26 protein-coding genes are annotated in these 20777 nt (G+C 59.4%); 4 read left to right on the top strand and 22 right to left on the bottom strand.

All coding sequences use genetic code 11. The features are described from left to right. Window positions 1-41: 41 nt before the first annotated feature. Together ACIGGE_RS12115 and ACIGGE_RS12110 are read left to right on the top strand one after the other, a co-directional pair. On the top strand, window positions 42-1298 hold the full coding sequence (locus tag ACIGGE_RS12115; protein ID WP_397490533.1) for a tyrosine-type recombinase/integrase: 1257 nt from the start codon (window positions 42-44) through the stop codon (window positions 1296-1298). 19 nt (window positions 1299-1317) lie between these two features. Then, window positions 1318-2130: a hypothetical protein gene (locus ACIGGE_RS12110; RefSeq protein ID WP_397490532.1), complete on the top strand. Its 813-nt coding sequence runs from the start codon at window positions 1318-1320 to the stop codon at window positions 2128-2130. Between the two features lie 168 nt (window positions 2131-2298). On the opposite strand, the gene ACIGGE_RS12105 is transcribed toward ACIGGE_RS12110, so the two are convergent. Continuing rightward, window positions 2299-3138 carry a DNA adenine methylase gene (locus ACIGGE_RS12105; RefSeq protein ID WP_397490764.1) on the bottom strand — a complete coding sequence of 280 codons (840 nt, stop codon included), beginning with the start codon at window positions 3136-3138 and terminating at the stop codon, window positions 2299-2301. 149 nt (window positions 3139-3287) lie between these two features. Here ACIGGE_RS12105 and ACIGGE_RS12100 point away from each other — a divergent pair, with 149 nt between their 5' ends. Then, on the top strand, window positions 3288-3617 hold the full coding sequence (locus ACIGGE_RS12100) for a hypothetical protein (RefSeq protein ID WP_397490531.1): 330 nt from the start codon (window positions 3288-3290) through the stop codon (window positions 3615-3617). On the opposite strand, the gene ACIGGE_RS12095 is transcribed toward ACIGGE_RS12100, so the two are convergent. Continuing rightward, entirely contained in the window at window positions 3614-4804 is a 1191-nt protein-coding gene (locus ACIGGE_RS12095) for a tyrosine-type recombinase/integrase (protein ID WP_397490530.1), read from the bottom strand. The two genes, ACIGGE_RS12100 and ACIGGE_RS12095, sit on opposite strands and share 4 nt — an antisense overlap. A 32-nt stretch (window positions 4805-4836) precedes the next feature. Between ACIGGE_RS12095 and ACIGGE_RS12090 the strand changes: the two genes are divergently transcribed. Beyond that, window positions 4837-5355 carry a hypothetical protein gene (locus ACIGGE_RS12090; protein WP_397490529.1) on the top strand — a complete coding sequence of 173 codons (519 nt, stop codon included), beginning with the start codon at window positions 4837-4839 and terminating at the stop codon, window positions 5353-5355. A gap of 137 nt (window positions 5356-5492) precedes the next feature. Here ACIGGE_RS12090 and ACIGGE_RS12085 read toward each other — a convergent pair whose 3' ends face one another. The 20 genes from ACIGGE_RS12085 to ACIGGE_RS11990 form a co-directional block, all read right to left on the bottom strand. Further along, window positions 5493-5753, bottom strand: coding sequence for a hypothetical protein (locus ACIGGE_RS12085; RefSeq protein WP_397490528.1), 261 nt, complete (start codon window positions 5751-5753; stop codon window positions 5493-5495). Window positions 5754-5795: 42 nt separating this feature from the next. After that, the gene (locus ACIGGE_RS12080; protein ID WP_397490527.1) at window positions 5796-6434 is read right to left on the bottom strand and encodes a hypothetical protein; all 639 of its coding nucleotides are present in this window, start codon (window positions 6432-6434) and stop codon (window positions 5796-5798) included. Window positions 6435-6443: 9 nt separating this feature from the next. Then, entirely contained in the window at window positions 6444-7058 is a 615-nt protein-coding gene (locus ACIGGE_RS12075) for a glycoside hydrolase family 108 protein (RefSeq protein ID WP_397490526.1), read from the bottom strand. After that, window positions 7030-7239, bottom strand: coding sequence for a hypothetical protein (locus ACIGGE_RS12070; RefSeq protein ID WP_397490525.1), 210 nt, complete (start codon window positions 7237-7239; stop codon window positions 7030-7032). The genes ACIGGE_RS12075 and ACIGGE_RS12070 overlap by 29 nt, the downstream gene beginning before the upstream one ends. Before the next feature lie 312 nt (window positions 7240-7551). Next, on the bottom strand, window positions 7552-8304 hold the full coding sequence (locus tag ACIGGE_RS12065; protein WP_397490524.1) for a hypothetical protein: 753 nt from the start codon (window positions 8302-8304) through the stop codon (window positions 7552-7554). An 11-nt stretch (window positions 8305-8315) separates the two neighbouring features. Next, window positions 8316-9932, bottom strand: a complete 1617-nt coding sequence (locus ACIGGE_RS12060; protein ID WP_397490523.1) for an SGNH/GDSL hydrolase family protein — start codon at window positions 9930-9932, stop codon at window positions 8316-8318. A 3-nt stretch (window positions 9933-9935) separates the two neighbouring features. Further along, window positions 9936-10319 (bottom strand): hypothetical protein, encoded by a 384-nt coding sequence (locus ACIGGE_RS12055; RefSeq protein ID WP_397490522.1) that lies wholly within the window; start codon window positions 10317-10319, stop codon window positions 9936-9938. A gap of 12 nt (window positions 10320-10331) precedes the next feature. Further along, the gene (locus ACIGGE_RS12050) at window positions 10332-12341 is read right to left on the bottom strand and encodes a hypothetical protein (RefSeq protein ID WP_397490521.1); all 2010 of its coding nucleotides are present in this window, start codon (window positions 12339-12341) and stop codon (window positions 10332-10334) included. Next, complete coding sequence (locus ACIGGE_RS12045) at window positions 12341-12769, bottom strand: DUF6950 family protein (protein WP_397490520.1); 429 nt, start codon at window positions 12767-12769, stop codon at window positions 12341-12343. The genes ACIGGE_RS12050 and ACIGGE_RS12045 overlap by 1 nt, the downstream gene beginning before the upstream one ends. A gap of 1 nt (window position 12770) precedes the next feature. Beyond that, window positions 12771-13388 (bottom strand): hypothetical protein, encoded by a 618-nt coding sequence (locus ACIGGE_RS12040; RefSeq protein ID WP_397490519.1) that lies wholly within the window; start codon window positions 13386-13388, stop codon window positions 12771-12773. Continuing rightward, entirely contained in the window at window positions 13388-13915 is a 528-nt protein-coding gene (locus ACIGGE_RS12035) for a hypothetical protein (RefSeq protein ID WP_397490518.1), read from the bottom strand. The genes ACIGGE_RS12040 and ACIGGE_RS12035 overlap by 1 nt, the downstream gene beginning before the upstream one ends. Window positions 13916-13974: 59 nt before the next feature. After that, entirely contained in the window at window positions 13975-16803 is a 2829-nt protein-coding gene (locus ACIGGE_RS12030; protein WP_397490517.1) for a hypothetical protein, read from the bottom strand. Window positions 16804-17115: 312 nt separating this feature from the next. Beyond that, window positions 17116-17547 (bottom strand): hypothetical protein, encoded by a 432-nt coding sequence (locus ACIGGE_RS12025; protein WP_397490516.1) that lies wholly within the window; start codon window positions 17545-17547, stop codon window positions 17116-17118. 1 nt (window position 17548) lies between these two features. Beyond that, on the bottom strand, window positions 17549-17989 hold the full coding sequence (locus ACIGGE_RS12020; RefSeq protein ID WP_397490515.1) for a hypothetical protein: 441 nt from the start codon (window positions 17987-17989) through the stop codon (window positions 17549-17551). Between the two features lie 11 nt (window positions 17990-18000). Next, window positions 18001-18408, bottom strand: a complete 408-nt coding sequence (locus ACIGGE_RS12015) for a hypothetical protein (protein WP_397490514.1) — start codon at window positions 18406-18408, stop codon at window positions 18001-18003. After that, the gene (locus ACIGGE_RS12010) at window positions 18405-18914 is read right to left on the bottom strand and encodes an HK97-gp10 family putative phage morphogenesis protein (protein WP_397490513.1); all 510 of its coding nucleotides are present in this window, start codon (window positions 18912-18914) and stop codon (window positions 18405-18407) included. The genes ACIGGE_RS12015 and ACIGGE_RS12010 overlap by 4 nt, the downstream gene beginning before the upstream one ends. A 113-nt stretch (window positions 18915-19027) precedes the next feature. Beyond that, the gene (locus ACIGGE_RS12005) at window positions 19028-19336 is read right to left on the bottom strand and encodes a hypothetical protein (protein ID WP_397490512.1); all 309 of its coding nucleotides are present in this window, start codon (window positions 19334-19336) and stop codon (window positions 19028-19030) included. Between the two features lie 64 nt (window positions 19337-19400). Next, a complete protein-coding gene (locus ACIGGE_RS12000) occupies window positions 19401-19742 on the bottom strand; it encodes a head-tail adaptor protein (RefSeq protein WP_397490511.1) in 342 nt (113 codons plus the stop codon). Then, window positions 19739-20320 (bottom strand): hypothetical protein, encoded by a 582-nt coding sequence (locus ACIGGE_RS11995; RefSeq protein WP_397490510.1) that lies wholly within the window; start codon window positions 20318-20320, stop codon window positions 19739-19741. Before ACIGGE_RS11995 ends, ACIGGE_RS12000 begins: the two co-directional genes overlap by 4 nt. 3 nt (window positions 20321-20323) lie before the next feature. Next, window positions 20324-20677, bottom strand: coding sequence for a hypothetical protein (locus ACIGGE_RS11990; RefSeq protein ID WP_397490509.1), 354 nt, complete (start codon window positions 20675-20677; stop codon window positions 20324-20326). Window positions 20678-20777: the final 100 nt, after the last annotated feature.

Genomic DNA, 20777 nt, shown 5'->3' with positions numbered 1-20777 from the left:
GGCCTCGCGGGGGCCCGGCTATTCAGCGATGGGGGCCCCGCATGCTGACAGACGCGAAGTGTCGCACGGCTACTGCGGCAGCCAAACCCTACAAGCTTTTCGATCAGCACGGCCTGTACTTGCAAGTGCAACCGAGCGGCTATCGCAGCTGGAAGTTGAAATATCGCTTCGGCGGCAAGGAACGGAAGCTGAGCCTGGGCCCCTATCCGGAGGTCAAATTGGGGGCCGCGCGGGATCTTATGTTCGAAGCGAGGGCCCAACTGCGTCGTGGGGTGGACCCCGCCTCGCCCATTGCCGAATCGGAAACAGCGCGAACCTTCGCAAATGCCACTGCCAAGTGGCTGGATCTGCAGAAGGAAGGCTGGAAGCCGAAACACGCGGCGACGGTCGAAGATCGCATCGAGGCGGATCTGTTGCCGGTACTCGGGCCGATCGCGCTGGACGCGATACGGCCGCGGGACATCCTGAAGCTGCTCGATGCAGTCCAGGAGCGCGGCGCGATCGAGGTGGCGCACCGTCTACGCAACTATGCCAGTTCGATCTACGATTGCGCGATCGCGCTGGACTGGGTCGAAACAAATCCGGCCGCTTCGATTGGCAAGGCGCTGAAGCCGAAGCGCTCGAAGCCCTTCCCCGCTCTGATCGATTTACGGCAGGCGCGCGCGTTTTTGCGTACGATGGAAGAGCAGCCATGCCAGCCGGCAACGAAGCTGGCCTCTCGGTTGCTTGCTCTCACGGCCGCTCGACCGGGCCCGATCAGGCTTGCGCAGCGGGACGAGTTCGAGGGACTTGGGACCGCAGACGCGCAATGGCGCATCCCGGCTGCAAAGATGAAGCTCGAGCTCGCAGCAAGCGAGCAGGAGGCATACGACTTCGTCATTCCTTTATCGCGTCAAGCGGACGAAGCGGTGCAGGCTGCGATCGAGTTTGCTGGTCGTCGCAGATATCTATTCCCGTCGAGCAGGCATTCACATCGTCCGATCAGCGAGAACGGTCTCAATACGAATTATCGCCGCGTCCCGGGCTTCGAAGGCAGACACGTTCCGCATGGTTGGCGGAGCGCATTCAGCACGATCATGAACGAGCGTGCGATCGATCTCGATCGACAAGGCGACAGCGAAGTGATCGAGCTGATGCTGGCGCACAAAATCCCCGGTGTGCGCGGAATCTACAATCGAGCCGCATACATGCGTCGACGTCGAGAACTCGCCCAGGAATGGGCGGACTTGCTCTGCGAATCCCTGCCCCATGCGGAAGCGCTGGTCGGGGGACTGCGCAAGTATCAACCAATGCGATAGCGTTCGCGCGAGGTGCAGCATGAGCACCTCGGCAAAAGCATTCGGTTCGATTGCGGCCGGCATTGCCGGCAACACACTCAGCCGCCAGACGCGCGCGCTTCTCGAACGCGGCGACAATCCGCGATCAGGCCAGCCCGTATGGCGCAATAGCTACTATGAAGGCACGATCGAGCATCGCATCTGGAAGCGGATCGGCAACGGCACCAAACGTGACGGCCGCCGCTTTACCGGCGCACTCATGGCCGCCGCTCGTCGCGTTGAGTTGGAATCGCGCGCCAAGCGTCGTGAGACGGACAAGGGCTGCCAGAACGGTAAGCTGGGCGTGATCGGGTTGGAAGTTCTGCAGACCATGGTCGACCTGGTGGACTTCATGAAGGGCAGGCTCGAACCTGCTATCGCTACGATCGCCGAACGGATCGGCCGCTCATACTCCGCAGTGCATTCTGCCCTTCGACGCCTTCAGGCGGCAGGGTTCATCGACTGGATACGGCGCAGCAGGCCGCGGGAAGATGCGTCCGGCTTCGGGCCGCAGGTGGAGCAGATAACCAACGCGTATGCGCTTCTCATTCCAGAGAAGCTTCAGGGATGGTGGGACCGGACGTTCAACAAGCGACCTACGCCGGCATGCGAGGTCGATCGTCAGTCCGCCGACCGGGCTGACTTCGCCGCAATGCTCGCAACCCTCTCTGCCAAGGAATTCGATCGCGACTTCCGAAGCCGCGATCCCCTGCTGGGCCCGCTTCTTTCTGATCTCGCTCGACTGGTCGATGAACAGCATGAACGCGAATCCGACAGACGCGGAGAAACCGGGGGAATAGTTCCTATTCCATAGAAGGAGTGGCCTGACATAGGGTCAGGCCACGCGTTCTGACCCGGTCACCGCCCCCGCAACGGTACCGAAAGTATAAAGCGACCACCTTCCGCACCGGCGGAGGTCGGCGGCTGCGCCGCCTCATGCTTGGCGATGGGCCAAGCGCAAGGGGCGTGCCAATCGCCCTCTTCAGGCGGCTTGCCGATAGGCAACCTCGTCGAGAGCGAAATTGCTGATGATCAGCTCGCCGACACGTTTTCCGCTACCAGTTGCCTTCGTCGCCAAAGAGTACGTTGTCTCCACCGGCTGCTGCACCAGGTCTCCGAAAATCTCGCGAACTTCCGGCGTGTCATTGATGGAGATAATCATCTTGCCGCGCGCGGATTTGGCCGCGGCGGCCAGCTCGGCGAAATCAGCACGAGAGAAAACCTCCGCGCCGTAGTCATCCTCGCAACCGAAGTATGGTGGATCGCAATAGAAGAGCATGCCCGGCCGATCGTAGCGGCGAACGAAATCGGCGAAGGAAAGCTGCTCGATCGTCACGCCGGAAAGGCGATCATGCAGATCGTCCAGGACCGGCTCCAGCTTCGTCACATTGAATCGGGCACCTTGTCGACTGTCCACTCCGAAATGACGACCAGCGACCTTACCTCCGAAGGCGAGCTTCTGGAGATAGAGGAAGCGCGCTGCGCGCTGAAGATCGGTCAACCGCTCCGGATCGAGGCCGACCAGACGCTCGAACTCGTGCCGGCTGGCCAAACGAAAGCGCAACATGTCGATGAAATATGGGTAATGCTCCTGCAGCACGCGGAAGAAGGTGACGACGTCTCCGCTGATATCATTGATCACTTCTGCGCGCGGTCGCGTGGATCGGCGCAGGAAGATCCCGCCCATGCCGACGAAAGGCTCGGCATAGCCATCATGGTCGATCGAATCGATAAGCGCGCAGATTCGGCGCGCAAGGTTTCGTTTTCCCCCGATATAACCGGCTGCAGGGCGTACGGGCTTAACGTGTTGAATTGACTCCATGTCTTTAAAAATGCTCCAAGAACCCCGCCCGTATGCGCGGGTGCGGGGCGGCCAGTCGGCCAACTGTGTCGCGGCGGAGCTCTATTCCGTCGGTTCGCCTGGGTGCAACCAGGCAACCCCCGCTCCCGCTACGGAAGGGAGGGAATTCAATGTCGTTGTCGTTGGATTATGCCGCTGCTCTCACACGGATCGCTGACGCGGATCTCGAAGTTACAAAGCTAGCGGGAACATTGTATCGGTTCGCAGAAAGCATGGAGCGCTTTCCTGAAGCGACGTGCTTTTCCGATATCGAGAGCGAGCCAGCTCCACCGCTAGGCGAACTCATGGATGGCCCTCGCTGGTACGCGCCGGACTTTCCATCTGCGGCGAAACTACAGGCAGCTCTTCGCGAACGACTTGAAGCCCGCCGAGAGGCGAAGCGCATATTCAACAAAATGAGCTTCCACGAGCGCAAAGGCCTGCCCAAGGTCCCGGCCTAATTCGCAAGCAACGAAGACCAACGCTCCATGACCACGCGACGTCGATCGATTTGGACCGATCTGTTGTAAGCAGCCTCGACTTTGCCTTTCCCAGCGTGTCCGAGCGCGGCGTCGATGTCGAAGCGCCAATCCGGACCCATGTCCTCGTTGAGGATGGTCGAGAAACTGGCGCGCCAGCCATGCGGTACATGCCGACGTGCATAGCCGGCGCGAATATAGAGATCGCGAATTGCCCCCTCGCCGATCGACCCACCACTTCGGCCGGGAAAGACCAGGCCGTGCAAATTTGCATCGTCCGAATGCATATAACCATTCTTTGGGTGCATCCCGCGAAGTACGAACAGGGCCGCATCGCTGAGGGGTACGAGGTGATCGAAGCGCGCATCGCCCTTCTTCGCGCGGCTCAGCTTCATATGCGCGGCAGGCACGGTCCAGAGCTTGGCAGCGAGGTCGACCTCCGACCAGCGCATCAAGCGCACAGCAGCCAGACGCACGCCGGTTAGCGCAAGGAACCGCGATGCCATGATCGTCGCCGATCGTGCTTGATCGGCCTCGCATGCAGAAAGTAGCTGCCGGCAGTCGTTGATCGAGGTCAGCGCAGGATGAGGATTGGCGGGCGGCGGCGATAGCATGGCCGATCCCAGATCGGTCGCCGGATTGTCGTCGACAAGCCCTTCGGCTTTGCCGAATGCGAAGATTTCCGTCAGCCGTTGGCGCACGCGATGCGCGGTAGTGCTGCAGCCGCGTGCTTCGATCGTGCGGATGGCATCGAGCAGCTCGCGCGATCGGACATCGCCGGCCGCGCACTCCCCCAGTTCAGGGAAAATATCGCGCTCCAAACTGCCGAGGACGTCGGCCGCGTGCGCCGGTGACCATGCCGGCAGGTTTGCCCGGTACCAGGCGCGGCCGAGCCGTTCGAGCGTATCGACCTTAGCCCGTTGGCGGGCAGGATCCATACCCTCCTCGAGAAGCTCTTTGGCTTCCCCCTGGAGGATCCGCGCGCGCTCGACGCGCACCTCTGGGTACTGGCCAAGCGTGAGCAGCTTCTCGCGGCCGCGCCAACGATACTTTTGCTGCCAGCTCTTCGTTCCGGTCGGACGAACGAGGAGGTGTAGCCCGCCCTGGTCATGCATCTTGTAGGCGCGACTTTTCGCGCCAGCGGCTTTCGCCGCAGCGTTGGTGAGCATATAACTGTCCGAAATTGTTATGGGATGATCAGATGCATAACTTCATCGATGCAACTGAAAGGGCGATCGACGATCAGATTTGGATCGCTGGACTTACGACGGCGTTATCCATGCCGGATATCTGCGCGAGCCTTGCTAGCGAGAACGGCAAAACCAACGGACAGAAATACGCGAACTGGTGGGATAAGTACGTTGGTTCGGCGTACCGCTCCCAAATAGGTGCGAAAAAAATCGAGCACGTTTTCATGAGCGGGGACGATTGTTATGCGCTGAGATGCGCGTACCTTCACAACGGCTCGGAAGATCTTTCCAAACAGAAGGTCAATCAAACCCTCAATCGTTTCATATTCGTCGAGCCACCTACAAACGGCAGCTTTTTTCACCTCAATCAATTCGACTCTCAATTACAGGTGCAAGTCGACGTTTTTTGCCGAGACATTGTTGCAGGCGTTAGCGAGTGGCTTGAAGATGTTGCAGGCGATGATCGCATTCAGCAGGAGATGGCCAAACTGTCAGTAATTCGAACGTCTAAGGATGTTTTTGGGATTTAGCTTATTGACCTCGGCGGATAATCCCTCCGCCCTGCTTAGCTGCTGAAGTCTAGGTATTCCGCGGGGTAGAGCTAATTTTCTCCACCATCATACCCCCTCCTGTACCCCCAACTGCGGGCACAGTTTGACTGCTCACTCTAGTCCCACATCGGCCGCATCATTGCGAACCCGCTGAAGCGAAACCTGACCGGCCCTTCACATCCTTCGGTCAGGCGGCAAACCGATCGCCTGTTCCAGAGGTCGTAATCGCGGCCTTTGATGGCGGCGAGCGCTTCGAGATCGATATCCTTCCACTTCTTGCACTGGCCGGCACAAGAGGCCCGGACGGTCACGCCTGCGTCTATCAACGTGCCGAGGTTCTCGGTCCAGGCAGGTCGAAGAGGTGCGTTCTTTCCCATGGCGCGCGTAGAACATGACGAGAACGATTAGGGAAGCGAACATTAATCGCTGCGCCTGACTTCGGGCCCGCTGACCTGTACGGCCGCTTGCCGCTTCACCCAGTCGATCAGCGCGTCGAGTTGAATGGCTTGTTCAGTAGCAATCAGATCTCGCTCGAGCTGCTCGGTGCCGGAAGGAAGTCGAGTATTCTCGGCCGCTGCAGAAGTTCCTGCGCCGGCAGCGGATAGGCTGGGCACTGAGATTGGGTCGGCCGCACTGCGAGCGGTGCTTCGTGTTCGAAGGTCTTCGCGCAGCCGCTCAGCGCGAGTGCGAGCGTCGGCAAGGCTAGCAGAATAGTCCGCTTCCACGGCATCGGTAATCTCCTGTTGCTCGGTGCGCACGCGATCAAGGCGTTGGCTTTCGAGCCGCGCCGCTTCGATCTGCGCGTTTCTGTAATCAATCTTGGTTTGGCGATGCGCGGCTCGCTCGGCGTCGCGATCACGCTCGAACTGCTCGGCAGTCTCGATCCAACCTCGCATGGAAATCGACCAGATCTGGAAACCGTATAGCCTGGTCGTTTGCACGCATGCGATCGTGATCGCTACTGCGACGATCATCGGCACTGCTAATCGCGCCAGATCTCGCAAGACTTCGTAAAGCTGGCGAACAGGACTGAGCAGCCGGTCAATCTGTTGGAACATGTCTGCACCTCACTGGACGTTGCGGATGCGGGTCCGAAACCATCCGACCGTGAAAGCCTGAAATTTTGAGTTGGCGTTAGCGAGTGCGAGGTAATGTCCAGCCTGCAGGGAATCCTGGCATCGGACCATCAACGTGCCGGCCAGTTCGGCACCGCGCCGCGCGCGCAACGCATCGAACGCACGCAGGCTAGCCGGCCCGATCTGGCCGTCGATGGCGACATCTTGATAATCCCGGCCGCCATTGTTGAAGGCGTTGAGACATTCCTGAAACCATTTGGACGATCGGCCGGTGCCAGCGTTCACCCCGCTGTCGATCGTCTCTTCAGCGACCCGAAGGTCCCGCTCGACCAGAGGGACATAGCCAGGACGCTGGATATATTCACTCACATAGATCTCGCGGGCGCGATCCTTCGTCAGCGTGCGCATATCCCCGCGATAGCCGTTAGCTTCGGCCGTACGTTTCGTGATGCCGTGATTGGTCTCGCCGCCCGGGTCGCGCGGATCGTTAACGTAGCCACCCTCGACCGCGAAAACGCTCGCAACAATGAGCGCGATCGCGCCGCCGATGCCAAGCGCGCCGGTTTTGATGCGACGGTCAGACACGGTTACGATCCCGGCGATCATCGCGGAGATCCCGGACGAATTTATACAGCAAATAGATGCTCTGCAAAGCCAGATACACCAGCGTTGCTACGAACACCCACTGCTCGAGCGAAAGCCCGGCGGTGTCGGCTGCAAGTACTGCTACCGGGGGCGCCGATTTGGCTGCGGCAGTGACGTAATCGCCTCCGCTTTGTTCAAGCATGAGAGTTCCTCCTGCCCGATTTTCGGGCCAGTATATTGTTGGGAGCGTAAAATGAGGGAACAGGGATAAGTTAAGGTCTCAGCCCTGCTCGAGTATTGTAATCATTCGCGAAAGCGGACGTTTTCATCCTGAATATGCCGAGACACCCATCCCGGGGATGCGCGGTGCAGAGCGCGATTGATCTGCCAGCCTTTGAAAGCGGCGTAGCAGACGAGCGGGGGGATGAGCTTCATGCTGCCCACCAAACCAGCGCCCAGAAGGCGAGGCCAAGCGGGATGGATATGGCAAAGCCGGTGCCGTGGGGAGCGCACATCAGTCAATGCCGAAGCGGCCGGAAAGGAAATCGCTAACGGCGAGCATTTCGCTGGCAGTGATTTCGCGCGAGTATCGGACCAGGTCGCCGAACCGTGCGGCGCTTGGATTGCCAGCGTTAAAAGTTGAACCGAACACAGGCAGGGTAGCTGTGTCTATTGCGCCCCAATTCACCGAGGTGGTTTCAGTGATCAGGACCCCATTGCGATAGATGCGCAGGCGCTTGTCGTCGACATCGTAGGTAACGCCAACAACACACGGGTCATTCCAGTCGAACGCGGGGAATGCGGTCTGGGTGCCGCCGCTATAAGGTTTCTGCGCTTGGAACTGATTGATTTGGTAGCGCAGGCGAAACCCTCCAATTGTAAGGAGGCCCTGTGTATTCGTAGCCAAGTCCATTATCTCGACGGGAAAAGCCACCGAGAAACCTGCGGACCCTGCATAGCTCCACGGACTACCAGCGGGTGCGGGAGGAGCGATAAGCCGGTCACCGCGAGCGATCGTCGTTCGTATCCAATCGATTCCGCCGACATCTTCAATTGCAGGGGCACTTGCGGTAGCGGAGGCGACTAGATTGTCTGGGCCCACCCATTGCGCCAATGCTGAAATTCGGCCGTTCGCATCAGGTTGCGCGCCTTGAACCGCGAGATAGCTGATTAGCCCTTCAAGCGGCATGTCGGCGGATACCGAAGGCAATACAGGCCAGTCCACCCCAGCGGCGGCAATACCTGGGACATCGATGATAATTGCCATGTTGAGCCCTCTTATGAAATGGCGTGGATGAAGGCCAAGTAGCCCTCGGTGAGTTGCGGACGTCCGAGAAAATCGCCTGGGTGAACATCACCGTTGAACTGGCGTTTTGTCTGTCCAGTGCGAGCATTTGTGCTGACCGCGTCAGTCACTTGCATGAAGCGGCTCTCGCTCATCGCATGGGTGTTAAGCAGGTAAATTCCGTCACCTGCTGCCGCCCCGTATGCTTCGTGATACCGAAGGAACAATTCAGCATAGCCTTGGAAATAGCGGGGATCGAAAAACGAGTTGCTGCCGGTCTGAGGAATGGCCAAGCCGATCTTACATCCGGGGCAAGCGGCCTTGATTTGGGTCACCATCAATTGAACGGAATTAAATGCCGTCATCATCCGCGCCGGTACTGTGGCGAGTTCCCCTGTCATCCAATCGTTGGTGCCGAGATTGATGACAATTACATCGGGGTCGGGATAACCGAAGCGGTCAAGGTAGAAGCGGAAATCGAATACGTATCCGTTGAACACCTTAGCCGGGTCGTCACCCCCGGTGGCCTCACGAATGAACGGGTTGAGGAGGTTGGCTGTCCCCGCTGACATGTTGAGGTAGGCAGCTTCATTGCCCGCAGCCAGCGGTGGCAGGGCAGTGCCCGATGGAGCAACCGGATCTTCGTATGTATAATTTCGCGCGGCCCAACCGGATCGGCCTTCGTGGCGCGTTACGCCGTCCGTGCTTAAAAGCGTCCCAACAAAAGCAGGCGTGAGGTCGGTCTGCGCTAACGCAGCCGGGAGAAGCGCGCTTATCTGACTGGTGATGCTGTCCCCAATCGTCATGACGCGCGGGGATCCCGTCTTACTCGCGCTCGACTTTATTACAGTCACATCTTTCTGAACCTCGATGGTTCGCGCCAACGATGCGTTTTGCAGTTTGATGCGAGCCGTTGATCCAAGGTCGCGCCCCTCGATGCGGGCATAATCGCGGAACACAACGCCGACAGGCGTGCGACCTTCTTCAGCACTTTGGACGGTGAGAACGCGCGACAGCGGGTTGGTGTTTCGGTTGGGTAGAAGCGATGACGCGTAGTATTCGATCGCCCGACCTTCGACGGCGAACATATGCGGGCCGTGCATGATGATACTATCGGCTTCGGACAGGTCACCGCTAGAGTTTCCCCCACCGCCGAAAACAGCATCCCACACAGCTTGAAACGATGGGTTTATGATAAATCCGTCACGGTCCCGAACGCCCAACAGCAGAGCGCGATCTCCATCAGCGTTTCTTTGCGCGACGCCCCACGCAATGCCGTCCTCGGTGGGCGATACCTCTTGCCGGGAGAGCTCCGCTTTCGATGCCTTGGCCTCGATTTCTTCAATGTGGCCGTTGATAATCGTGCCGCGCGCGTCCTTGCGAACGCCGAAAGGGAATTGCAGTGTCTCAGGGTCGCGCACGGCAAAAGCGAGGTCATCGATATTCAGAGGGATTTGCTCGGTGACAACCTCTGTCAAAAACGAGGCAGCATCGACAGCCTCATCGGCTGCTGTCTCGGCACGGTTGGCCTGTCGTGCGGCCTCAACAGTGCTCTCACCAAGATTCACCCGGATCGGCTCACCCGCAAGACGAATGGTAAAATCGGCCACGGCTCAAACCTCCCCGCTGATAAAGACATTGCCTGCGAAGAGGCGCGTTTCGGATCCACCAGAAGGCGTGCGCTGCACCGAGTAGACAAGTTCGGTCAGACCGTTGGCGTCGCCATCGGCGGGAAGCCCGTCGACTGTGGCTTTCGGAAGTGCCAGCGTGATCGTCGTGAACTCGCCATCGAACGCGCTTTTTGTAACGGTGAACGTGGCAAGCGGTGCAGCATCCGGCGCAATCCCCAGCGCGGCCGTGAACGTGTCCGCTGTAACATTGAGCGGCAGAGTAAAGCTTGTCTGATAAGCCTCGCCGCGCGTGATGCTCGGCAGCAGCACGCCGCCCTTGCCGTCTGCAGCAAGACGCCGCAGCCAGTCACCGTGTTGGGTTTCCATGTGTTTTCCTTGTTAAGGTATTTCTGTGCCCGGCACGGTGCCGCCACCACCGCCCCAGCCACCGCCGCCAGGAGGCGAAGAACCGCCCGTGCCGCCGCCTGTGCCCGCCTCGTCGACAGTTACGACCGATGCCACGTAATGGCGGCTCGGATGCGACTGGCTGAAATAGGCATCGCCCGCAGGATCGCCTGCGGTGCGATTGATCTCGACGATGTTGAAGTCGGTGCCGATCTCGCCACCCGCGAAGTTCGGGTCATCATAGGAAAGCAGGTAAGACGTGCTTTCATCCAGCGTGATGCTGGCGCCGTCGACCGGTGCTTCAGTTCCGTCGCCGTAAACGCGTGTGTGATCCGGAATGGTAAGCGTGACCGTCCCGGTTCCAGCCCCGTCGTGCACCTGTGTAATATTGCCAGCAAGGCCGCGCGTATAGCTGCTGGATAGTTTGATCGTGCCAAGCTCGGCCGCGATCGCACCGGCCGCAGTTTCATCTCTCTGCTGGGCGCTCATCCCGATGCTTGGGCTCGGCGGCGGTACCGCGCTACGTCCAAGAGCCCAGGCATGCTTGGCCGCAGTTTCTCCGATAAATGTAAGTGTGACGGCGTAGGTCGATGGATCTACCTGCCGCTGCAGGATAACTGCCGGCGTATCGATAACGAGTTCACCATTTTGCCGGATCTTTAGCTGCAGGCAGTCACCCGGGCGATATGCGCGCAATCGCGGAAGACAAGGAAGAGTAAGTGGCCAAAATTCACGCGCATTGGCCACCTTGTACGCCGCCAGCTGCCCGACCTGGTCGGGATCAGTGACAAAATTGAATGGCCAAGTCTCGCGACGCTCTTCGCCATCTTCAGCCAAATAGGCAGCGTTCTGGATCGCCTTCGCTGGAACCTGCGACCAATTATGTGCGGAACTGACAAATTGCGGAATGATTGTGTTGATGCGATCGCGCCAGCTCTGCATCGCGGTGATATCGATCTCGCCGAGGATGTCGGCCTCTGTGATCGTGTCGAGCACCACACGGGGCCGGTCCCAATGAAAGCCGATCCCTGTATTGAGCGGCATCGGCTCGCCGCCCCCAGCTATGCAGATATCGCGAAGGTTCGCCCACCGCTGTCCAGGCTTTGCAGCTGCGCCGCCTTCATAAACCACCCCGAACATCGTCCAACCATTGGCATCGCAATCGTTCGCCCATGCCGCGATCTCGATGAACGAGTTGCCGATAGCTTCCTTCGGCAAATCCATCCCCATGACGCGCTTGCCATTCTGGAAGCGTCCGTAAGCGTATGTGCCGGCATGGAGCGCGGGATTAGCGCTCCATTCGTAGGTGCTCTCCTTCCCGAGCCGATGGCCGCCCAGGCCACCGGGGAACGTGCTGTCCTTGCGGGGATCGTAAACGCGCGCCCATCTTGCGTGCATGCCCCGTTGCGGTAGCCCGCTGAAATAACGCTTGCCGTCCTTATCGAACTTGTGATTGAACAGCGCGGCTGCAATGCCGGAAAGCTTGTGTGCAGAAGTCCATCCCGGCGGTGCGCCATACGGTGCGACAAGTGCGGACGATTCTGGGCTGGCTCCCAGCTGGCTATCGAATTCAAAGAACCCGGAATACCAGGCGGGGACCGCCGCAAAATCAAACTGCGGCACCATGGGCCCTTCGATCGGCCCGCCAACGGAAAAAGCATAGACCTCTGCCAGATAGGGGTTAGGCACCTTTTTCAAGGTGGGGCCGTAACCCTTATGGAAGCGTTTGACCCCAGCGTAGTAGCCTTCGCCCATCACGTAGGGCGAAGGCGGATCGACCTCGACAATGCTCTCGGTTACGCTTCCTCTGGCTGCTGGCGGTTTGGCAAGTGCTGATGCACCCAGATTGGCCACCCCCGCAACACCACCCGCTACCATCGCAATCGTGCTCGCGGAAATCACCGAATTACCTATGGCAAGTCCCAGCCCGAAGGCCGCGCCGCCCGAAGCCACGATTGCAACAGCCCCGGCTACAACGCCGACCACTCTCAGCGCCTTCGCCATCAGAGCCTCCAGGCCGCGTCAATGTCGGAAAAATCGACTACCAGAACGACCAGTTCGGCAACGTCTTCGCGCCAGCCCATCAATCGACCGGGGCCAACGTTCACCATGATACAGTCGAGCCCGTCCGCTCCTTTGACCGCCGCCAGGTCCCCCAAAAGCATCTGCGCAGGTGCGATGCGCGGAAACTCCCCGTCGAGCAGCTCGATAGCGCTACCGAAGCCTCGCTTAGCCAGTTCGCGCTTGGCCGAAACAGGCCCGCGAATGGGTCGTATCGGCGGCGGACGATGGCCGAGTTGCACGGCCTGATACCTCGCGAGGGCTATGCAATGCCGCCATCGCTTCCAGTCAAATTCACGACCAATATATTTTTGGCGCGTCCGTTCCGTTGCGCGGCGACGGCGCTCGAGCTCCGGTAATCGCTGACCCATGTCAGTAGCTATGAACTTGATTGTTGTAGCCAGGTCCGACGGCGCCGCCACGGCCGCCGCCGCCGCCCGCGCCCCCCGACGCAGTGCGCGGACTTTCCACGCCCCACGCTTCCTGCGTAGTTAAGCCGGTCGCCTCGTCGTGCCCAAGTTCCCCTGACCAAACCGACGTGTGGAAGGTCGAGCTGAGCGAATTGCCAATGTCGATCTCGAAAACCCGTTCGGCTGTCTGAACACAGCTCATGGCCACGCTTCGCGAACTCCCGATGCGAAGCGTGGTCTGATCGATCTGCCCGTCGAACATCGGCTCCGGCGTGCCTTCGATCAGTCCAGTCGCGATGTTGTATTCGCCGATCCAGCTACGCACACGGCTCTTCTGGTACCCGGGCTGCGACAACGAAGCGATCGCGGCTCCACCCGGTGGAAGTAGTTCGATTTTCAGGGCCGGGATTTCGTCGCCGCGTCCTTCGGTCATGGCTTCAACGCTGCCTATTGTACCGAACACTGCATCACGGCTCCGGTAAATCTCTCCATCAACCGGGAAGAACCCACCATCGCAAAGCAGAACATCGTGTCCGGGAAGCTCGATCTTCAGCAAGCCGACCACCGCTATGCGCTTCATCACTCGGTTTCCTCGATGGTGACAGCAAGGGCAAAAAGTCGGCTGACTGGCATCACCCAGCTGGTCTCGTCTCCCAACGGCAGTCCCTGAATCATCGGCCGGGCAAGATGCACCTTCGCCCCATCATTGAACGGCGCGCGCAGCATCGGCCATATGGGAATGTCGCCATCGCCATTGGCATCCAGCGCTCCGACCGCAGCGATGTTATGCAGATAATGTTGGCCGGAACCGTCCTCGATCGAGAGCCAGTAACCTTCGCGCCAGCGATAGTTAGCTTGACCGCCCCGCACCGGCAGCGTGGTGCCGCTGGGAATGGCTCCATCGACTATGGGTGTTCCTGGTGATCCCTGAGGCACTGGCAAGGGAAACGGGATTTGAAGCCCTTCCGATTTGGCCCGCAGCAACCTGCTCACGAAGATGCGAGCGGTTTCAGCGACCATCGGCGGAAAACTCACCGCAATGCGAAATCTCGATCCCGGTCGATCGACCCGCTGCATAGCGCCGCCGAGAACCGGCTTTAAATTCATGCCGAAGTCCAGCAGCGCTGGTTCTGCGCTGTGGGGCGCCGGTCGCGGGGGCAACTCGATCATCCGTAGATGCTCCGGGTCTGGCGATGCGCGAACTTGGAGCTGGTGACCTGCGCGCTGCCCTCCATAATCTGTGGAGCAGCCTCGGCCACGACTTGGCCGGCATGGTTGCGAACTAGAGCACCGAAGCCGTTGTTGTTTGCGATCACCTCGACTTGAAGCTGACCCCCACCGCCCAAAGCGTGGTTCGGAATAATCGTCCCGCTCGATCCTGGACTGAAGATCTCGGGACCGTTCTCGCCGACCAGGTAATTACCACCCGCCAAAACCGGGCCACCCATCGCCCTGGCGCCATCAAGGGCGAAGGTCGATGCATCAAAGTTCGCAAACAATTTATCGACCGAACCACCTCCGCCGCCGAACAACGCTCCGGCCAAGGGCTGAATAATCGCCTTGCGGATTGCGATGCGGAGCAAATCGGAGATGATCTGGTTGGCGATATTCTTGAATACAGCGCCGAGAGATTTCACGCCCGTCATGGCGTCGACCAAGCCTGCGTTGAGTGCCTCGAGGCCGTCGATCCTGATGCCGTCGATTGCTTCATTCATCTCGCCGACCGACATGTCGAGGTCATCAAGATACCGTTCGACTTCGGTGCGGTTTGCCTTTTCGTTCGCGGCGGCTTCCTTGCCCTCCAACGCTGCGAGACTGTTGAGGATCGCCTGCGCGCGGTCTTTCTCGGCCTTCGTCGATAAATCCGATGCGAGAACCATTTCCCATTGATTGCGCCGGTATTCCTGCTCTGCCTCGAGGATGTCGGCTGCGATGCGCTTCCGTTCTTCCTGCGTCTCTGCCAGTTCGTAATCGAGCTGAAGATGGTCGCGCCTGAGATCGTACTGGTCGCGCATCGCCTCGGCTGCGCGTTGCTCGAGCTCGTACAGTTCGTCGCGCTTGATTGACTGAGCAATCAGCCCTTCATTGGCCTGGACAATGATCTCACCCTGTGCGGCCAGCAACGGGGCTGTGCCGTACAACTCGTCGACCTGCTTACGCAGTGCATCCTTCTGTTTTTCGGAGAATTCACTCGCATCGATTTCGGCGATGCGTTGTTCTCGTTCTAGCTGAAGCATTTCGAGCTGAAGATCAGCCCGTTCCCCACTGGACATGGCCAGGCGTTCGCGCGCTTGCAGCGCCTCCATCTCGAGCCGCAGGCTTTCATCCGCAAAACGAGCGGCGATTTCGGCCGAAGTTGGGGTCGTTCGACCTTTCGGTTTCGGCGTCTTCTTTGAGCCGCCCGCAGGTGCTGCGTTTTCCAGAGCTTCATTGCCGCCAGCGCCGACATCCATCCCGGCTTCATGCAAGCGGGCTATAGCAACCATTTTATCATCGAGCGCTTTTTGCTCGCGCTCGATTTCACGGATCTGTGCTTGTTGCTCGCTCGTTCGCGTGTCGGCTTTCACCATACCGACTGCGCCGCTACCACCGGGCATGTAAGCGACGGGAACGTTGCGGCGCGCGCGATCCGCACTTTGAATTTTCTTCTTCTCGACTTCGAGTTCGGCCTTGCGATCGAGAAGCCTCTGAATGCCCAATTCCTTCAATTTGGCAATCAACTTGTCGGCAGCCCCCATCGCGTCTCGCATGGAGCGTGCCAGACCGCCGATTTCGGTAGCTGCCGCGTTGGAGTATTGTCCTAGCCCTTCGATCGAGAGGCCCGCCTGCTCCAGCTTCTCTTTGTATCGGGCAGCAGTGGCTTCCGCTGCATCGGCCGACGCTCGGAGCTCATCCGTTCTGCGCTTGGCCTGCGAAGCGTTTGCGGACATCACGGCATAGGCACCGCCTACCGCCGCTATTGCAATCAAGATCGGGCCCAAGGCAGTTTGCAAACTTAGTAACGCGCCTCTGAGGCCGACAACGCTTGGGGTTGCGGCCGCTGCTGCTCCACCAGTGGTTGAGAAGGCTCCAGCTAACAAAATCAGGGAAGTTTTCAGAGAACCGACTATATATAGCAGTGGGCCCATCGAAGCGGCCACGCCACCTACTGCGACGAGTGTTGTTTGCAGCGGTCCGGGCAATTCGGTGAAGTACTGGAGCAGCCCGGCTAAACCTTCGATCAAGGGCGTCACTGCGGGAATTAGCTTCTCGCCGATCGCTACTTGGAGTTCCTCGAAAGCCGCCTTTGCGGCGCGAATGCGGTTTGCCGTCCCATCGGCCGTGCGCATCACGTCACCTTGGGCGTTGCTCGTTGTTTCCATTATCAGCGCAGCCCGGGCCATGATCTTCTGCTGCTCGGTAAGTTCGCTGCCAACTGCAGCGATTCCCATCTGGAAAGCTTTCGCTTGCACCGATGCTTCATTCAGAAAGACGCCGAAATCGCGTAGCGGCTCGCTCTCGCCAGATAGACCAGACCGTAGCTTCTGCAGCGCTTCGGTCGGATCGGTGTTGAAGAAGCTGGATAGATCCTGCGCCAATACAGCAAACTGTTTCGACAGATCGGCCGCCGCTTGTTTGGTTGGCGCCGCCTGATTGAAGAAAATGCCGAAAGTGTTGGCTGCTTCTTGAATCTCCTGTGTCGATCGCCCCATGGCGTCGCCCGTGGTAGCGGCCCACTCTGTAAGATCCTTCGATAGCGCGCCGAACGTTTCATCGAATGCACTCTGCAATTCCTGTGCGTCGCTCGCTGCTTTGACTGCAAAGCCGCCAAATGCCGCGAGTGGTGCGGTAATTCCGACTGTCATTCTCGCGCCCAGATCTTTCATCGCCCCTGCGGTCTGGAGCGCCTGCTTTTGAAAGGTGACCAATTCACGCTGCGCATCGGTCATGCCTTTCGAAAATTTGGCGCTGTCGAGCCCGAGGCTGATCAGCAGAGACCCAAGCATCGTCGCCATATCAGCTCACCTTTCGGATCGTCATTGGCATGCCCCGACCTGCCGCATCGCGCAGCACATCAAGCATCTGTTGCGGAGTGGCCTTCCCTCCCGGTCGGGTGCGGGAAAGGTAATGGTCGAGCGGCTTCAGCCCTTCCTTGGACTGACCTGCAGTGGTGAAGGCGGCTGTTTCCCACGCTTGGCGCAAAGACGATTCACGTTCGCGTTCCAGACGCTTTCGGACGCCATCGAGGATGGCCCGAAAACTTGCCGGCGTCTGTCTCCAGAACCGGTCCTCGCTCTGGCCGGCATCCGACCAGAGCGAGATCAGAGCTAGCCAGCCTTTGCGGCCTTCCGGCGCGGCTTGCGCTGCGCCTTCTTCGGAGGGTTTGGAGTGCCTTCGGGCTCGCCTCCCCCGGTCGGCAAAGCCCGCGCGATCGCTTTGGCGATGACTTCGACTGCGCGCGGCAGTCCGATCGCTTGAACGATCGTTCCGGCCGTACGGATCTCGACGTCGGGATGCGCACCCTCCAGAGCCCAGAAGAGCAACTGGCGGATATTGGCGAAGTCGACGCGTTGCGCGATCGACAGCATTGAGGCCTCGTTTCCGATCTCGCCGATTTCAACCAGAGCGAGAAGCGGAGCCGCGACGATCATGAACTTCTCGCCAGTGCGCTCTTCAATCTCGCAGATCGCATTGAAGTCGAAGCGGATTTCCCACTCCTGTTCAAGCGCTTTGAAGCGCTGGCTGTCGATCGCGCTCATCTTATGGAACGATTTCGTCGATCGATGCGGCGTCCACCGGCTTCAGCGTGATTTCGAAGGTGCGCTTGCTGTCCTTCGGGTTCTTCCGCTTCAGACCGTAGAACAGAGCGGTGCCGGTGACTTCGTATTCGTCATCGTCCTGCTTCAGCACGATGCGATACGGGAGTGCGCCATCGGCATCGTCCGCCGCTTCAAGCGTAGCATCGCTGGTCGAGTTGATCGCATAGTTACCCGTGATCGTGATCGGCACACCGTCCTTGAGCGGCTGCTTCTTCCACTCCTTGTATTCGACGGTATCGAAGCTGCTGGTCTCGTACAGTTCGCGATCGTTGCCGGTTGGCAACTCGGGAATGTCATCGATTTCGGCAACGACCACGAGGCCTGCGCCGATATCGATTTCCAGCTTCGTGCCGAAGCCAGTCGTTACGTCAGATAGAGGCATGGTTGGGTCTCCTAACCTTTGTGCCAGATGATGAAGTCGATGCGGTCGCGGTGGACGAAAGACGTCTCGCCCTGCGCGCCCAGGTCCTGGACCACGTCGACGAACGCGCGATCGAAATAGATTCCTGAATAGGTGCCTGCCGGCATAAGCGTCGCAATTGCCGCTTCGCGTAGCGCGACGACGGTGGCGCGATCTGCGTCGATGACATCGACCTGCACCCGCGTGGGGCGAATGCTGTCCGGTCCGTCATGTGTTTGTGGCCGGGGGTCGCTGATTGTGGTTAGAACGATCCGGGGATCCGCAGCACCTTGAGGACTGACAGTCCAATCGATTGACGGCGTGCCGGAAGTCTTCCCGATCAATGCATCGATGGGCGCGCTTTCGAACAATCGCGTCCGCAGCGCCTTCTCGAAGCTCATGCGCCACCCTTTTTGGCAATGATCCTTGCTTGGCGTTCGATGGCCTTTCCGAGCTCAGTTCTGATTGCTGAAGCTGCTCGGCCATGTTTGGCATCGAAAGCAGGGCGCATGAAAGGGTGAGCCGGCACCCCTTGCTCCGGGCGGCCGAATTCCGTGATCGGTCCGACGCCCGCCACACCTGGGTCACGGTAGGTTCCGGTTCCGTCTTTCTTCAGCTTCTCAGCAGGCAGTTGTTCTGCGCGATCAATGCCGATGATCTGCCGGACAACGCTATCATCTTCGCCGCGGCGCTTCTTCGCGGCTCCTTGCTTGATCGAACGCTTGAGGTCGCCTTTGTCGATAGGGACCAGCGCCTTTGCGGTGGGAATGATTTCATCTGCCCCCTTCCGCAACGCGCTGCGCGCAGCCGACTTAATGCGTTTCGGATCCGCCAGGGCCGCCAACTGGCGCTCCAGTTCTTTTCCACCCTTGAAGGAGAACGTTGAGCTCATCATCGTCTCCCACACGAATAGGGCGGTTCCTCGCGGAACCGCCCTTCAGGAAAAAAAGTCATAGCTCAGCGAGATGCAGGTGCCTCGCCTGACAGGCGCACCTTACGGTAGCGAACCTCGCTTGAGTATCAGTCTTCGTAGCAATTCATGGCAATTTCGAGGTTCGGAGCGTCTTCGATGCAGCGGGCTATGCGTTCAGCCTCATCAGCGGATTGTTCGTACTGGGACAATTCGTCGACGACAGGACCTTCGGCCGAATACCCTTGTATCAAGATCCAGAACGCAAACCCGAATGTAGCCGCGAAACCAACGATGATTGTATAGAATAGCGGATCCGGACGCGTGCCGTCTTCGTTGAGCAAGCTCTTGTCGAAGCACATTTCCATAAGCTTCACCGCCAGCATCGCGCACCCCAGCCAACCGATAATCTGCAGCATAACCATTCCCCAACAATGTCGCTGCATCCCGTGTTCGAGCTCAAGAGTCGAATCACCTGAGGCTCTAATCCACTGCCTCGATCATCAACTCCACCCCTTCGCGCCGGCCGACTTCCATAGGTGGAGCGACCAGGTCGAATGTTCGTCCTTCGTACTGTACTTGCCAATTCTCGGCGATCGATCGCGTCAGAATGTCCGATCGTAGCCAAACACTCATGACCCGCTTTCCGCGCAACTGCTCGGACTGAAATTGCTCGCCGCCCTTCTCGACCTTCACCGAAGCTCGACGCTTACCGGCGATTACCGGCACGCCGGGTTTGGTCGTGTATCCGTCGTCGATGAGTTCGCCTGGCTTCAAGAGCGTAATTTGCCGATCAAGCGCTCCCGCCCGTAGCTTTCCGCTCACAACCAGATCCGGAAATTGCCGAGCAGAGCATCAACTCGCATGCTCGACTTCATCTCGGACGTCACCGTTCCCATCACCCCGCTTTCACGAAATGCGAACTGGTCGCTTACCATCAACAGCAACGCTGCTTTGATGGGCGCCGGCAGCGATCTGTAGCCAACGGTCAGTCGTACGCGAATGGCGCCGGCCGCTCGCCGTATGCCGAGGGGCCATCCATGGCCGACCTTTGTACGGATGCCCCGTTCGAAGCCTGCGCCAGTCAACTCGTACCCGTCGGGATCGAGCGTCTGACCAACACCCTGCGCGTCGTCATAGCCGATCGACACGATGTCCATGATCGGTGCGATCGGCAAGGTTGCAAGATCGCTCCATTCGTCCGCTAGCAGATCTATGGTCTGCTCGACCAGACGTGTGCCTGTCACTGCTTCGACGTGACCACGCGCCGCCTCAATGAAGCTACCAAGGAGCGCGTCGAATTCATCAACATCGGCTTCGATCGAGACGAATTCCTTCACCCGTTCGATCGAAACCGGCTCCTCGGTCGGCTCAGCGACCGTGACGGCAGATGACCAGGCCATCGGTTACTTCTTGGCAGCCTTCTTCGCGGCGGGCTTTTTCGCCGTTGACGTCGTGGTGTCAGTTTGGTCGGCTCCGCCCTGCTGATCCTTCTCGGCAGCGGCCTTCTCGGCAGCGGCCTTCTCGGCAGCGGCCTTCTCGGCAGCGGCCTTCTCGGCAGCGGCCTTCTCGGCAGCGGCCTTCTCGGCAGCGGCCTGCTCAGCGGCGAACCGTTCGGCCTCGGCTTCGTCGACTAGCTCCTCGGCAAACCCCGCCGCAACGAGACGGTCAGCCTCATCATCGGGAAAATCGCGCTCGTCTTTGGGCGACAGGCAGTATTCGAGGCCGGAAAGGCCGACGATCATCTTGAGCTTTTTCATGGGGATGTCTCCAACTCTTCGGAGAGCGTCGCGGAGGGATCGCGGCGCTCACCGAAAAGCCGGACGGAGCTTGCGCCCCGCCCGGTTAATCGGTTCGACT

Origin of the sequence: Qipengyuania sp. NPDC077410 (assembly GCF_044543405.1) — a bacterium.
GTDB classification, from domain to species: Bacteria; Pseudomonadota; Alphaproteobacteria; order Sphingomonadales; family Sphingomonadaceae; genus Qipengyuania; species Qipengyuania pacifica.
Note: the sequence above shows the minus strand (reverse complement) of the source record. Positions and strands in the feature narration are given on the sequence as shown.

Bases quoted from the DNA above. Each gene is read 5' to 3' on its own strand.
- ACIGGE_RS12115 (WP_397490533.1), top strand. From the start codon at position 42: ATGCTGACAGACGCGAAGTGTCGCACGGCTACTGCGGCAGCCAAACCC.
- ACIGGE_RS12110 (WP_397490532.1), top strand. From the start codon at position 1,318: ATGAGCACCTCGGCAAAAGCATTCGGTTCGATTGCGGCCGGCATTGCC.
- ACIGGE_RS12105 (WP_397490764.1), bottom strand. From the start codon at position 3,138: ATGGAGTCAATTCAACACGTTAAGCCCGTACGCCCTGCAGCCGGTTAT.
- ACIGGE_RS12100 (WP_397490531.1), top strand. From the start codon at position 3,288: ATGTCGTTGTCGTTGGATTATGCCGCTGCTCTCACACGGATCGCTGAC.
- ACIGGE_RS12095 (WP_397490530.1), bottom strand. From the start codon at position 4,804: ATGCTCACCAACGCTGCGGCGAAAGCCGCTGGCGCGAAAAGTCGCGCC.
- ACIGGE_RS12090 (WP_397490529.1), top strand. From the start codon at position 4,837: ATGCATAACTTCATCGATGCAACTGAAAGGGCGATCGACGATCAGATT.
- ACIGGE_RS12085 (WP_397490528.1), bottom strand. From the start codon at position 5,753: ATGGGAAAGAACGCACCTCTTCGACCTGCCTGGACCGAGAACCTCGGC.
- ACIGGE_RS12080 (WP_397490527.1), bottom strand. From the start codon at position 6,434: ATGTTCCAACAGATTGACCGGCTGCTCAGTCCTGTTCGCCAGCTTTAC.
- ACIGGE_RS12075 (WP_397490526.1), bottom strand. From the start codon at position 7,058: ATGATCGCCGGGATCGTAACCGTGTCTGACCGTCGCATCAAAACCGGC.
- ACIGGE_RS12070 (WP_397490525.1), bottom strand. From the start codon at position 7,239: ATGCTTGAACAAAGCGGAGGCGATTACGTCACTGCCGCAGCCAAATCG.
- ACIGGE_RS12065 (WP_397490524.1), bottom strand. From the start codon at position 8,304: ATGGCAATTATCATCGATGTCCCAGGTATTGCCGCCGCTGGGGTGGAC.
- ACIGGE_RS12055 (WP_397490522.1), bottom strand. From the start codon at position 10,319: ATGGAAACCCAACACGGTGACTGGCTGCGGCGTCTTGCTGCAGACGGC.
- ACIGGE_RS12050 (WP_397490521.1), bottom strand. From the start codon at position 12,341: ATGGCGAAGGCGCTGAGAGTGGTCGGCGTTGTAGCCGGGGCTGTTGCA.
- ACIGGE_RS12045 (WP_397490520.1), bottom strand. From the start codon at position 12,769: ATGGGTCAGCGATTACCGGAGCTCGAGCGCCGTCGCCGCGCAACGGAA.
- ACIGGE_RS12040 (WP_397490519.1), bottom strand. From the start codon at position 13,388: ATGAAGCGCATAGCGGTGGTCGGCTTGCTGAAGATCGAGCTTCCCGGA.
- ACIGGE_RS12035 (WP_397490518.1), bottom strand. From the start codon at position 13,915: ATGAATTTAAAGCCGGTTCTCGGCGGCGCTATGCAGCGGGTCGATCGA.
- ACIGGE_RS12030 (WP_397490517.1), bottom strand. From the start codon at position 16,803: ATGGCGACGATGCTTGGGTCTCTGCTGATCAGCCTCGGGCTCGACAGC.
- ACIGGE_RS12025 (WP_397490516.1), bottom strand. From the start codon at position 17,547: ATGAGCGCGATCGACAGCCAGCGCTTCAAAGCGCTTGAACAGGAGTGG.
- ACIGGE_RS12020 (WP_397490515.1), bottom strand. From the start codon at position 17,989: ATGCCTCTATCTGACGTAACGACTGGCTTCGGCACGAAGCTGGAAATC.
- ACIGGE_RS12015 (WP_397490514.1), bottom strand. From the start codon at position 18,408: ATGAGCTTCGAGAAGGCGCTGCGGACGCGATTGTTCGAAAGCGCGCCC.
- ACIGGE_RS12005 (WP_397490512.1), bottom strand. From the start codon at position 19,336: ATGCTGCAGATTATCGGTTGGCTGGGGTGCGCGATGCTGGCGGTGAAG.
- ACIGGE_RS11995 (WP_397490510.1), bottom strand. From the start codon at position 20,320: ATGGCCTGGTCATCTGCCGTCACGGTCGCTGAGCCGACCGAGGAGCCG.
- ACIGGE_RS11990 (WP_397490509.1), bottom strand. From the start codon at position 20,677: ATGAAAAAGCTCAAGATGATCGTCGGCCTTTCCGGCCTCGAATACTGC.